Origin of the sequence: Klebsiella sp. 7-CIP_Kleb. (assembly GCF_050378655.1) — a bacterium.
In the GTDB taxonomy this organism is placed as follows: Bacteria; Pseudomonadota; Gammaproteobacteria; order Enterobacterales; family Enterobacteriaceae; genus Klebsiella; species Klebsiella quasipneumoniae.
In genome coordinates this window covers 274382-287494 of the sequence record NZ_JBNRLJ010000007.1, presented here as the reverse complement: position 1 = coordinate 287494, position 13113 = coordinate 274382, and the positions used below count along the sequence as shown (strand labels likewise).

At 60.6% G+C, this 13113-nt stretch carries 9 protein-coding genes; 5 read left to right on the top strand and 4 right to left on the bottom strand.

The features are described from left to right. The first annotated feature begins 162 nt into the window (after positions 1-162). On the top strand, positions 163-2076 hold the full coding sequence (locus ACQUTI_RS21785) for a bifunctional 5-dehydro-2-deoxygluconokinase/5-dehydro-2-deoxyphosphogluconate aldolase (RefSeq protein ID WP_064795199.1): 1914 nt from the start codon (positions 163-165) through the stop codon (positions 2074-2076). A gap of 151 nt (positions 2077-2227) precedes the next feature. Then, complete coding sequence (locus ACQUTI_RS21780; RefSeq protein ID WP_004206536.1) at positions 2228-3085, top strand: MurR/RpiR family transcriptional regulator; 858 nt, start codon at positions 2228-2230, stop codon at positions 3083-3085. Between the two features lie 748 nt (positions 3086-3833). On the opposite strand, the gene iolB is transcribed toward ACQUTI_RS21780, so the two are convergent. Together iolB and ACQUTI_RS21770 are read right to left on the bottom strand one after the other, a co-directional pair. Continuing rightward, a complete protein-coding gene (iolB, locus tag ACQUTI_RS21775; protein WP_094334463.1) occupies positions 3834-4643 on the bottom strand; it encodes a 5-deoxy-glucuronate isomerase in 810 nt (269 codons plus the stop codon). A gap of 18 nt (positions 4644-4661) precedes the next feature. Beyond that, a complete protein-coding gene (locus tag ACQUTI_RS21770; protein ID WP_004146794.1) occupies positions 4662-6167 on the bottom strand; it encodes a CoA-acylating methylmalonate-semialdehyde dehydrogenase in 1506 nt (501 codons plus the stop codon). A 351-nt stretch (positions 6168-6518) separates the two neighbouring features. Here ACQUTI_RS21770 and ACQUTI_RS21765 point away from each other — a divergent pair, with 351 nt between their 5' ends. Next, a complete protein-coding gene (locus ACQUTI_RS21765; RefSeq protein WP_017900562.1) occupies positions 6519-7340 on the top strand; it encodes a TIM barrel protein in 822 nt (273 codons plus the stop codon). 97 nt (positions 7341-7437) lie between these two features. Then, on the top strand, positions 7438-8940 hold the full coding sequence (locus ACQUTI_RS21760; RefSeq protein ID WP_048322798.1) for a helicase HerA-like C-terminal domain-containing protein: 1503 nt from the start codon (positions 7438-7440) through the stop codon (positions 8938-8940). A gap of 49 nt (positions 8941-8989) precedes the next feature. On the opposite strand, the gene lptG is transcribed toward ACQUTI_RS21760, so the two are convergent. Then, positions 8990-10072, bottom strand: coding sequence for an LPS export ABC transporter permease LptG (gene lptG / locus ACQUTI_RS21755; RefSeq protein ID WP_002886956.1), 1083 nt, complete (start codon positions 10070-10072; stop codon positions 8990-8992). Further along, positions 10072-11169 carry an LPS export ABC transporter permease LptF gene (gene lptF / locus ACQUTI_RS21750; RefSeq protein ID WP_012969078.1) on the bottom strand — a complete coding sequence of 366 codons (1098 nt, stop codon included), beginning with the start codon at positions 11167-11169 and terminating at the stop codon, positions 10072-10074. Before lptF ends, lptG begins: the two co-directional genes overlap by 1 nt. A gap of 389 nt (positions 11170-11558) precedes the next feature. On the opposite strand from lptF, the gene pepA reads away from it, so the two are divergent. Beyond that, positions 11559-13070 (top strand): leucyl aminopeptidase, encoded by a 1512-nt coding sequence (gene pepA / locus ACQUTI_RS21745; RefSeq protein WP_004206531.1) that lies wholly within the window; start codon positions 11559-11561, stop codon positions 13068-13070. Positions 13071-13113: the final 43 nt, after the last annotated feature.

Here is a 13113-nt window from a genome sequence, read left to right as displayed (position 1 = left end):
GTAGATCCCTCACACTTTTGGTTTTTTAATTTCGAACGAGTTTGCAAATGAAATATTTATTTCTCAAACTAAGGGTAACCAATAACCCTCAGGCTGTTCACGGAGTCGACGTCGGGATCCCGACCCTTCCAGGCAGCAGACACCAAAAAGGAAATCCTAGCTATGAATGCAGCAGTAAAGCGGCTCGACGTCATCTGTATAGGTCGGGTGGCCGTCGACCTCTATGCCCAGCAGATCGGTTCGCGGCTAGAAGACGTTGCCAGTTTCGCGAAATATCTGGGCGGCTCCTCCGGCAACGTGGCCTTTGGCACCGCGATTCAGGGGCTGAAATCGGCCATGCTGGCGCGCGTTGGCGATGAACACAACGGCCGTTTCCTGCGCGAAACGCTCAACCGCGCCGGGGTGGATACTGAGTATCTGATTACCGACAAATCCCGCCTGACCGCGCTGGTGATGCTGGGGATAAAGGATCAGGAGACTTTCCCTCTGATTTTCTACCGCGATAACTGCGCCGATATGGCCTTAACGCCTGACGACATCAGCGAGGAGTATATTGCCTCCTCCCGGGCGCTGGCGGTGACCGGCACCCATCTGTCGCACGCCAACACCCGCGCCGCGGTGCTGAAGGCGCTGGAGTACGCCCGCCGTCACGGCCTGCGTACCGCGCTGGATATCGATTACCGTCCGGTGCTGTGGGGACTCACCTCGCTCGGCGATGGCGAAACCCGTTTCATTGAGTCCGGGCCGGTCACCAGCCAGCTGCAGGAAGTGCTGCATCTGTTCGATTTGGTGGTGGGAACCGAAGAAGAGTTTCATATTGCCGGGGGCAGCACCGATACCCTGACCGCGCTCAAAAATGTGCGCAATGCCACCAAAGCCACCCTCGTCTGCAAGCGCGGGCCGATGGGCTGCGTGGTGCTGGAAGGCGACATCCCGGACAGCTGGGACCAGGTGCCGCTGCAGCAGGGCGTGCGCGTGGAGGTGCTCAACGTGCTGGGCGCCGGAGATGCCTTTATGTCTGGCCTGCTGCGCGGCTGGCTTAACGACGAGGGCTGGGAGCAGGCTTGCCGTTATGCCAACGCCTGCGGGGCGCTGGTGGTCTCCCGCCACGGCTGTGCGCCGGCGATGCCGACCAAAGTCGAACTCGATGACTACCTGCAGCGCGCCGAATCGGTGCCGCGCCCGGACGTCGACGATCGCCTCAACCACCTGCACCGGGTGACCAGCCGCCGCCAGCAGTGGCCGGAGCTGTGCATTTTCGCCTTCGACCATCGCAAACAGCTGGCCGATCTGGCGCGGGAGGCCGGGCGCGATGAAGCCTGCATTCCGCAGCTCAAGCTGCTGTTGTTGGCCGCGGCCGAAGCGGCGGCGCAGGAGGCGGGTCTTGACCAGCGCAGCGGTATTCTGGCCGACGGCACCTACGGCCAGCGTGCGCTGAACGCCATTACCGGCAAGGGCTGGTGGATCGGGCGCCCTATCGAACTGCCCAGCTCGCGACCGCTGCGTCTGGAGCATGGCAACATCGGCTCGCAGCTGATCGACTGGCCGCTGGAGCATGTCGTCAAATGTCTGGTCTTCTATCACCCGGATGACCCGACGGCGCTGCGTGCAGAGCAGGACGCCCTGCTGCTCGAGGTGTGGCAGGCCTGTAACAAGTCAGGCCATGAATTGCTGCTGGAGGTGATCCTGCCGGAAAATGGCCCGGACAAAGACGAGCGCCATTACCACACCATGCTGGAACACTTCTATCAGCTGGGGATCAAGCCGGACTGGTGGAAGCTGCCGCCGCTCTCCAGCGCCAGCTGGCAGCAGATCACCGCCCTTATCGAGCGCGAAGATCCGTGGAGCCGCGGGATCCTGATCCTCGGTCTCGACGCACCTTCCGACAAACTGCGCGCCGGTTTCGCCGAGGCGGCCGCACACCCGATGATCAAAGGTTTCGCCGTCGGGCGCACTATCTTTGGCCAGCCGTCGCGGCGCTGGATGCAGGGTGAGCTCAGCGATGAGGCGCTGATAGAGGAAGTGAAACGCAACTACCTGACGCTTATTGGCTACTGGCGCGAAGCCCGGCGCTGATCCCCCGACGCCCGTCTCCGTCACCTTGCGGAGCGGGCGTTTTTCTGTTTCTTCGTGAAATGAATCGCGTATTTCGTCGCAATAAATGAAAAATTCGCTTCATTTGGTACACTGGAAGCCATATTCCTTCCATTTTCTCAGAGCGCACTCTATGGCCAATAACCCAACACAGCTGACCATCCTGCAGGATGAAATCAGGCGTCGCTACGATACGTTAAGCAAACGCCTGAAACAGGTCGCCCGCTATATCCTTGATAACAGCAATAGCGTGGCTTTCGATACCGTGGCCTCCATTGCGCAACAGGCGGACGTTCCCCCTTCCACGTTGATTCGTTTTGCCAACGCCTTCGGCTTCAGCGGCTTTAACGAAATGAAACAGATGTTCAAGCAACATTTGATGGAAGAGACCGCCAACTATACCGAGCGCGCCCGTCTGTTCCGCCAGACCACCAGCGATGAGTCCAGCCCGCCGGAAACGCCGACGGAAATTCTCAATATGTTCACGATGGTGAACAACCAGGCGCTGCAGCAGCTGGCGATGCAGACCTCCAGCGATGAGCTGGAGCGCGCGGTGGCCCTGCTGGGCGAGGCGGAAAATATCTACGTCATTGGCCTGCGCCGGTCGTTCAGCGTCGCCTCCTATCTGACCTATGCGCTGCGCCACCTCGATCGCAAAGCCTTTCTGATCGACGGCCTCGGCGGCATGTTCACCGAGCAACTGAGTCTGGTCGGCCCGAAAGACGTGGTGGTGGCGGTGAGCTTCTCGCCGTACGCCCGGGAAGTGGTCGAGCTGGTGGAGCTGGGCGCGCAGCGCAAAGCGCGGCAGATCGCCATTACCGACAGCCAGGTCAGCCCGCTGGCGGCCTTCAGCGATGTCTGCTTTGTGGTGCGGGAAGCGCAGGTGGATGGCTTCCGCTCGCAGGTTGCTTCCCTGTGCCTGGCCCAGACGCTGGCGGTGTCGCTGGCGCTGAACAGCAGTCAGGAGTCTGAGGCCAAGCAGAAGGCGTGAAATAAGCCGCCTGGCGTTAGTCGCCCGGCGGAGTTGTATAAGCCTGCGGGAGGCGCCAGTAGGCCGGGCAAGGCATTTATGCCGCCATCCGACACAAAGACGGGTATGGCGTCGGAGGTGTCCTGCCCGGCGGCGCTGCGCTTGCCGGGCCTGGGATATGTGCGCCTGCGGGATGCCGTAGAGACTGTTATCGGTTTGCAACTTTCCCGGCCAGACAATGCGTTTATTACGTGTAACTTCAGCGAAATTTGCGCTCCCGGTTAATCGTCTGCGTTATGCCTGGCATGGCACAGGGAGCGCACAGGGGGCGGCCAGTCGCCGCCGCCCCCTGTACCCCCGGGCTCCGGCCAGCAAAATCGCCGCTGCGCGGTCCCTTCGACTTATCCCTGCAGGCTTCGGGTCGGGCCGAGGCAGCGTCCGTGCAAAACACGGCCCTCAGCCCGCATCCATGCGGGCTGCCCCGGCCTTCCGGGAACGTCTCAGCGATTTTGAGGCCGTCAGCACCGGCAGTTTCAGTCGCGCAAGTGGGTAAATCAAGGACAGGTCGCAGGAACCCTGTAGGCCGGATAAGCGTAGCGCCATCCGGCACAGTCACGGGTACGGTGCCTGACGGCCCGGCAACGCTGCGCTTGCCGGGCCAGGGAGTGGGATTCCGCGGAGCCTTTCGCTAAAAAACACCCGCAGCCTCAAACAACAAGGCCGGTTAGCATCGCTAACCGGCCTTTTTTATCGGCGTCTGCGCGTCACGTTAGTCGTGGCGCGGATATTCCGGCGTGTTGATCCAGGCGTGGTCCTCTTCCCAGGTGAACAGCCATTTCCGATCCGGCCCGGCCATGACGTTCAGATAGTAGCTGTCGTAACCGGCAATCGCCGCCACCGGATGGTAACCGCGCGGCACCATCACCACATCGTGGTTATAGGGCGCCATGCAGGCGTCCAGGCTGCGGTCGTCGGTGTAGACCCGCTGGAAGGCAAAGCCCTGCGGCGGATCGAAGCGGTGATAGTAGGTCTCTTCCAGTTGCGTTTCTTTGCCCGGCTGGGCGGTATCGTGCTTATGCGACGGCCACGAGCTGGTGGCCCCTTCGTCGGTGTAGACTTCCACCACCAGCAGGCAATCCGCCTCGGCGCTGTCCGGCAGAATATTATGCACCCGACGCTGGTTGCGCCCTTTCCCACGATGCTCGACGCCGACGTCTTCCGGCCGAATAAGGCGTGCCGGGAAGTTGCCTTTGCCCGGCGCGCTACACACCGCCAGCTCCAGATCGGAATCGGCTGTCACCTCGACCCGATCCTGCGGTGGCACGTACACCGACCACGGCGGGGTGCGTTCAAACGGCGACATCCGTTTACCGAGATTCGGGAAATCGGCCTGCTGCGTTTTCACCGACGCCAGGCCGGCGACCAGCACCAGGCACAGCTCGCGGTCGCCGCTCTCCAGCGTCACGGTCTGCCCTTTTTTCAACATCCAGACATCAAAGCCGATATAGCGCCAACCGGCGCTTTGCGGCGTAATATGCTGGATCTGTCCCTCTTTTCGCGATTTAGCCAGTAACGACATGGCGCTCTCCTTCGCCGATTAACCTAACGTCGGCATGCTGAATTCAGATACGGTCTGCTGCCCTGCCGGCCAGCGTACGGTGGCGGTCTTCATGCGCGTGTAGAAGCGCACGCCGTCCGGCCCGTGAACGTTCAGCGCCCCGAACACTGAGCGCTTCCAGCCGCCGAAGCTGTGGAACGCCATCGGCACCGGGACCGGCACGTTCACCCCGACCATCCCCGCCTGCACGTCGTGGACGAATTCACGCGCGGTGTGGCCGTTGCTGGTGAAGACGGCGCTGCCGTTGCCAAACTCGTGGCTGTTAACCAGCTCGAGGGCGCTGTCATAGTCCGCCGCGCGCACAATCCCCAGCACCGGGCCAAAGATCTCTTCGCGCCAGATGGTCATCTCCGGGGTGACGTGATCGAACAGGGTGCCGCCGACATAATAGCCCGCGTCGTAACCCGGCACGCGCAGTTTGCGGCCATCGACCACCAGTTTTGCCCCTTCGCTTTCGCCTTTATCAATATAGCCGAGGACTTTTTTCTGGTGAGTATCAGAAACCACCGGCCCCATCTCGTTCTCTTCCTGGCCGCGCATACAGCCCGGGCCCACTTTCAGCGCCTCCACCAACGGCTTCAGGCGGGCGATCAGTTTGTCGGCGGTTTCATCTCCCACCGCGACCACCACCGGCAGCGCCATGCAGCGCTCGCCTGCGGAACCGAAGGCGCCGCCCATAATGGCGTTAACGGTGGCGTCAAGATCGGCATCCGGCATCACTATCGCGTGGTTTTTGGCGGCGCCAAAGGCTTGCACGCGCTTGCCGTGGGCGCTGGCGGTCTTATAGATATACTCCGCCACGCCGGAGGAGCCAACGAAGCTCACTGCCGCAATGCGCGGGTCAGTGTACAGCTGCTCGGCATCTTCATTGCTGCAGTGCACGACGTTAAACACGCCGTCCGGCAGACCAGCCTCTTTCAGCAGCTCTGCCAGACGCACGGCGGCCGTCGGCGCCAGCGCCGGCGGTTTGAGGACGAAGCTGTTGCCGCAGGCCAGCGCCAGCGGGAACATCCACATCGGCACCATCGCCGGGAAGTTGAACGGGGTGATCCCGGCCACCACGCCCAGCGGCTGCATCAGCGAATAGCTGTCGACGCCGGTGCCGACGTCAGAAGAGTATTCACCTTTAATCAGGTGCGGGATCCCGCAGGCGAATTCGACCACTTCCATGCCGCGGGTCAGCTCGCCCAGCGCATCCGACCACACTTTGCCGTGCTCGCTGACGATGATCCCCGCCAGCTCTTCCACGTGCTGCTCCAGCAGCATTTTGAAGTTGAACAGCACGCGGGCGCGGCGCAGCGGCGTGGTACGGGACCAGCTGTCAAACGCATCGCGAGCAACCTGAATCGCCTCAGAGACTTCCTGCGCGGTCGATACCGTGACTTCGCGCACCGCTTTGCCCGTCGCCGGATCGTACACCGGCATCGTTTCGTTGCTGCTGCTGATAACGGTTTTCCCGCCAATAAAGTTTCCTGTGATCGTCATGTTCTCGCCTCATAGTGAAGAGGGCCAGCGCACACCGGCCCGTCGCTGATTCTGCTGTGCTATAACCGTAGTAAAATGAAATTTATATTTCAACATTGTTGTGAAATGAAATTTCATTTTGGTGATAACAGTCGCATTTTGCGCTCACGCATCGCTTACACGCTTCCCCCATCGAGCCGCGCCGCCTCGTGATGCCAGGCTCCCCGTCCCGGTCGCTCCCGCCGCGGCGGCCGGGAATATTTTGCGAGGCAGCTCAAACAATCATCATTTTCATTCTTGCTTATTTTGGAATAAACGTTTTGACTGTTAGCCAATTGAACGAACCTAACCCTCTTCCGTCAGGAGTGTCCTATGGCCATCGCAATGCAACGTTTTTGTATTAACCGCAAAATCGCGCCAGCGCTCAGCATTGAAGCGTTTTTCCGTCTGGTGAACCGTCTGGGCCTGAATAAAGTCGAGCTGCGCAACGATTTACCCAGCGGGAAGGTGACCGACGATCTAAGCCATCAGCAGGTGCGCGAGCTGGCGGCGCGTTATCACATCGAGATCCTGACGATTAACGCGGTCTATCCCTTTAACCGCCGTAGCGAAGAGGTGCGGCAGCTGACCGAGTCGCTGCTGAAAGAGGCTCAGGCCATCGGCGCCAAATCGCTGGTGCTCTGCCCGCTCAACGACGGCAGCGAGGTGCCGGCCAGCGACACCCTGGGCGCCCTGCGCGATCTGGCCCCGCTGTTCGCCTTCTACGGCATCCACGGCCTGGTGGAGCCGCTGGGCTTCCCGCAAAGCTCGCTGCGATCGGCGCACCAGGCGCAGACGCTGATCCATGACGCGCGCGTGCCGTTTAAGCTGCTGATCGACACCTTCCATCACCATCTCTACCCGCAGGCGGCGGACGAGTTCAGTCAGGTGGAGGTAGCGGACATCGGGCTGGTCCACCTTTCCGGAGTGGACGATACCCGTCCGCGCGAGCAGCTCACCGATGCCGAGCGCATCATGCTGACGCCGCAGGATCGTCTCGGCACCTGCGAGCAGGTTAAGGCCCTGGAAGCCCGCGGCTATCAGGGGGTATACGCTTTTGAACCCTTCGCTCCCGAGCTGGCGCAGTGGAGCGAAGCGGATATCGAGCGCGAAATTGAGCAGAGCATCGCGCTTATCCAACGCCACTGCGCCTGAGGCCTCTCGCTAAAGCGTGCGCGGCGCGTGACGATTTCCCCAACGCCGGACGACGAGGTTGCCTATAATCGTCGCAGGATAAATGGAGGAATCGATCATGAGCTCACCCCTGTTGATTGCGCGCACGCTGGATAACGCGCTCTATTTGCTGCCCGCCATGGCCAACCGCCATGGGCTGATCACCGGTGCGACCGGCACCGGTAAAACCGTCACCCTGCAAAAGCTGGCTGAGTCGTTTTCGGAGATTGGCGTGCCGGTATTTATGGCGGACGTCAAGGGCGACCTGACCGGCATTGCCGCCGCGGGCCAGAGCTCAGAGAAACTGCAGGCGCGGCTGGAGAAGATCGGCGTCAGCGACTGGGAGCCGCACGCCAACCCGGTGGTGCTCTGGGATATCTTTGGCGAAAAGGGCCACCCGGTGCGGGCGACGGTCTCCGATCTTGGCCCCCTGCTGCTGGCGCGCCTGCTCAATCTCAATGAGGTGCAGAGCGGCGTGCTGAACATTATTTTCCGCATCGCGGACGACCGCGGCCTGCTGCTGCTCGACTTCAAAGACCTCCGCGCCATCACCCAGTTTATCGGCGACAACGCCAAATCTTTCCAGAATCAGTACGGCAATATCAGCAGCGCCTCGGTCGGCGCCATCCAGCGCGGGCTGTTGACCCTGGAGCAACAGGGCGCCGGGCACTTCTTCGGCGAGCCGATGCTGGATATTGCCGACTGGATGCGCGTCGATGCCAGTGGCAAAGGGGTGATCAATATCCTCAGCGCTGAAAAGCTCTACCAGATGCCGAAGCTCTACGCCGCCAGCCTGCTGTGGATGCTCTCCGAGCTGTACGAGCGCCTACCGGAGGCGGGCGATCTCGACAAGCCCAAACTGGTGTTCTTCTTCGATGAGGCGCATCTGCTGTTCAACGATGCGCCGCAGGTGCTGCTGGATAAAATCGAACAGGTGATCCGTCTTATCCGCTCCAAGGGCGTCGGCGTCTATTTTGTCTCGCAGAACCCGGCGGATATTCCCGACGCTGTGCTCGGCCAGTTGGGCAACCGTGTGCAGCACGCGCTGCGCGCCTTTACGCCGAAGGATCAGAAAGCGGTGAAAACCGCCGCCCAGACCATGCGCGCCAACCCGGCCTTCAGTACCGAACAGGCGATCCAGGAGCTGGGCACCGGCGAGGCGCTGATCTCCTTCCTCGATGAGAAAGGCAGTCCGTCGGTGGTCGAGCGGGCGATGGTTATCGCTCCCTGCTCGCGGATGGGGCCAGTCAGCGATGACGAGCGCAATGGCCTGCTGAATCACTCGCCGCTGTACGGCAAGTATGAAGAGGAGGTGGACCGCGAGTCGGCCTTCGAGATGCTGCAGCAAGGGGTGCAGGTCACTACCGAGCAGCAGTCGGCTCCGCCGGCGAAGGGTCAGCAGAGCGGAGAAGACGACGGGCTGCTCGGCGGCCTGAAAGATATCCTGTTCGGCAGCACCGGCCCGCGCGGCGGCAAACGCGACGGTATCGTGCAGACCGCGGCGAAAAGCGCAGTTCGCCAGGTCACCAATCAGATCGTCCGCGGCATGCTGGGCAGCCTGCTGGGCGGACGCAAGCGCTAAAAAAAAAGCCCCCTCATCAATGAGGGGGCTTAGGTTTCAGGCTTACCCGCTAGGCCTTACGCATCATCAGCCAGAGGCTTATCAGGAAGAAGCTGGCGCTTGGCAACAGCGCGCCGATGATCGGCGGTATGCCGTACACCAGGGTCAGCGGGCCGAAAATCTGATCCAGCACGTAGAAGATAAAGCCGAAGCTAATCCCCGTCACTACCCGGACGCCCATCGGCACGCTACGCAGCGGGCCAAAGATAAACGACAGCGCCATCAGCATCATCACCGCCACCGACAGCGGCTGGAAGATTTTGCTCCACATATTGAGCTGGTAGCGTCCCGGATCCTGACCGCTGGATTTCAGGTATTTCACATAGTTGTGCAGCCCGCTGATCGACAGCGCATCCGGATCCAGGGCAACCACGCCGAGCTTGTCCGGCGTCAGGTTGGTTTTCCAGGTACCGCTCACCATCTGCGACCCGGTCACCTGCTTCGGATCGGTCAGATCGGATTCATCCACCTGCGACAGGCGCCACACTTTATTCTCGCTATCGAATTTTGCCGAGGCGGCATAGCGCACCGACTGTAAACGACGCTCCGGGTTGAAGGCATAAATGCTGACGCCCCCCAGCTCATCGTTACCTTTCACCCGTTCGATATAGACAAAGTTATGGCCATCTTTCGCCCACAGCCCCTGCTGGGTGGAAAGTAGCGAACCGCCGTACATCTGCTGGGCGCGGTAGTTGCGCGCCATCTGTTCGCCCTGCGGCGCCACCCACTCGCCGATCGCCATGGTCAGCAGCACCAGCGGGATAGCGGTTTTCATCACCGCCAGCGCCACCTGCAGCCGGGTGAAACCGGACGCCTGCATCACCACCAGCTCGCTGCGCTGGGCCAGCATCCCCAGCCCCAGCAGCGCGCCAAGCAGCGCCGCCATTGGGAAGAAGATCTGGATGTCTTTCGGCACGCTGAGGATGGTATAGAGGCCGGCGCCCAGCGCGTCGTAACTGCCCTGCCCGGACTTTTTCAGCTGATCGACAAACTTGATAATGCCGGAGAGCGACACCAGCATGAACAGCGTCATCATGATGGTGTTGAAAATCGTCTTACCGATATAACGGTCAAGTACGCCAAACGCCTGCATCAGGCCGCTCCTTTATTAAAACGGGCGCGGAAGCGGCGCATCGGCACCGTGTCCCACAGGTTTAACAGCACCGCCAGCGCAAAATAGAGCAGGTTGATCGCCCACATCCAGATAGCCGGGTCCATTTTGCCTTTGCCGCCGTTCGACTTAATCGAGGTCTGCAGCAGGAAGAACACCAGGTAGAGCAGCATCGCCGGCAGCATCGACAGCACGCGGCCCTGGCGCGGGTTCACCACGCTGAGGGGCACCACCATCAGCGCCATAATGAAGACCGTCGCCACCAGCGTGAAGCGCCAGTGCAGTTCGGCGCGCGCGCGGTCGGTGTGGGTCTGCCACAGAGTGCGCATATCCATCTGTTCGGTGTCGTCCGGATCGGAGGTCACCGCCTGGTGGCCGATAATGGCCTGATAGTTATTGAAATCGGTAATGCGGAAATCGCGCAGCATCGCGGTGCCTTCAAAGCGGGTGCCCTTGTTGAGGGTCACCACCTGCGAACCGTCTTTCTGCTGCGACAGCTCGCCGGAATCCGCCACCACCACGGAAGGTCGCGCGTTGCCTTTCGGACGCAGCTGGGCAAGGAAGACGTCATGGAAGCGGTTGCCGTTGACGCTCTCGATAAACATCACCGCGTTACCATCGCTGGCCTGCTGGAACTGGCCCTGGGCCAGAGCGGCCATGCCGGGGTTAGCCTTGGCTTCCGCCAGCACTTCATCCTGATGGCGCGACGACCACGGCCCCGCCCACATCACGTTGACCGCCGCCACCGCGCCGGTGAACAGCGCGAGGATCATCGCCGCCTTGATCAGCACGGCTTTACTCAGGCCGCAGGCGTGCATCACCGTAATTTCGCTTTCGGTGTACAGCTTGCCGAGGGTCATCAGCAGGCCAAGGAACAGACTTAACGGCAGGATAAGCTGCGCCATCTCCGGGATGCCGAGCCCCAACAGCGAGAGCACCAGATTGGTTGGGATATCGCCATCCACCGCAGCGCCGAGGATCCTGACTAATTTCTGACAAAAGAAAATCAGTAACAGGATGAATAGGATCGCCAACTGGCTTTTCAGCGTCTCACGAACCAGATATCTTATGATTATCACTATAAATACGCCCGTAAAAACCCGTTTTAGTGCAGGAAAATTGCTTGTTTCATGGCTTAAACGTCATTTATTCTCTTTGGTCGTCGAAAACGTCGCTAAGATTAAATGACTCATCGGTTCTGCATGTCAGGATCTTTTCTGACGAACCCAGGCCTTAATAACGTTAAGATTAACACGAAGTCACCGCAACAGCGGATATGAGTTACGAAAGCTTGCAATTATATACTCAATGGATTTCGAGTTGTAAGAAGGCAGCAGGGCTGTGGCCCCTGGCGCGCACAATGTGCCACGTCAGGGTAAGCAGGCGCAGCCGGCGCATCTGCAACTTGAAAGGCGACGAGTATAGCCGTAGCCACCACTGTTGTCTTTAAGATTCAGGAGCATAGTGCATGGAGTTCAGTGTAAAAAGCGGTAGCCCGGAGAAGCAGCGGAGCGCCTGTATCGTGGTCGGCGTCTTTGAACCACGTCGCCTCTCCCCCATCGCCGAACAACTCGATAAAATCAGCGACGGCTACATCAGCGCCCTGCTGCGTCGCGGCGAGCTGGAAGGCAAACCTGGCCAGACGTTATTGCTGCACCATGTGCCAAACATTCTGTCTGAGCGCATTCTGCTGATTGGCTGCGGCAAAGAGCGCGAACTGGATGAGCGTCAGTACAAGCAGGTCATCCAGAAAACCATCAATACCCTGAATGATACCGGTTCAATGGAGGCGGTCTGCTTCCTGACCGAGCTGCACGTCAAGGGCCGTAACAACTACTGGAAAGTTCGCCAGGCCGTTGAAACCGCCAAAGAGACGCTGTACAGCTTCGACCAGCTGAAGACCAACAAAAGCGAGCCGCGTCGCCCGCTGCGTAAAATGGTCTTTAACGTGCCGACCCGTCGCGAGCTGACCAGCGGCGAACGCGCCATTCAGCACGGGCTGGCGATCGCCGCCGGCATCAAAGCGGCGAAAGATCTCGGCAACATGCCGCCGAACATCTGTAACGCCGCCTATCTGGCCTCCCAGGCACGCCAGCTGGCCGATACCTATAGCAAAAACGTTATCACCCGCGTGATCGGCGAACAGCAGATGCGCGAGCTGGGAATGAACGCCTACCTCGCCGTCGGCAACGGTTCGCAGAACGAGTCGCTGATGTCGGTCATCGAGTATAAAGGCAACCCGTCGGAAGACGCGCGCCCTATCGTGCTGGTCGGTAAAGGCCTGACCTTCGATTCCGGCGGTATCTCCATCAAGCCGGCTGAAGGCATGGACGAGATGAAGTACGACATGTGCGGCGCCGCGGCGGTGTACGGGGTGATGCGGATGGTTGCTGAGCTGCAGCTGCCGCTGAACGTGATCGGCGTGCTGGCGGGCTGTGAAAACATGCCTGGCGGTCGCGCGTATCGCCCGGGCGATGTTCTGACCACCATGTCCGGCCAGACGGTGGAAGTGCTGAACACCGACGCCGAAGGCCGTCTGGTGCTGTGCGATGTGCTGACCTACGTTGAGCGCTTCGAGCCGGAAGCGGTTATCGATGTCGCAACGCTGACCGGCGCCTGCGTGATTGCCCTCGGCCATCACATCACCGGCCTGATGTCGAACCATAATCCGCTGGCCCATGAGCTGATCGGCGCCTCTGAACTGGCGGGCGACCGCGCATGGCGTCTGCCGCTGGCCGATGAGTTCCAGGACCAGCTGGAATCCAACTTTGCCGATATGGCGAATATCGGCGGCCGTCCTGGCGGCGCGATCACCGCCGGCTGCTTCCTGTCGCGCTTCACCCGCAAGTACAACTGGGCGCACCTCGACATCGCCGGCACCGCCTGGCGTTCCGGCAAAGCCAAAGGCGCCACCGGTCGTCCGGTCGCTCTGCTGTCGCAGTTCCTGCTCAATCGCGCGGGTTTTAACGGCGAAGAGTGATTGCCGTCTGATGCCCGGTGGCGCTACGCTTACCGGGCCTACG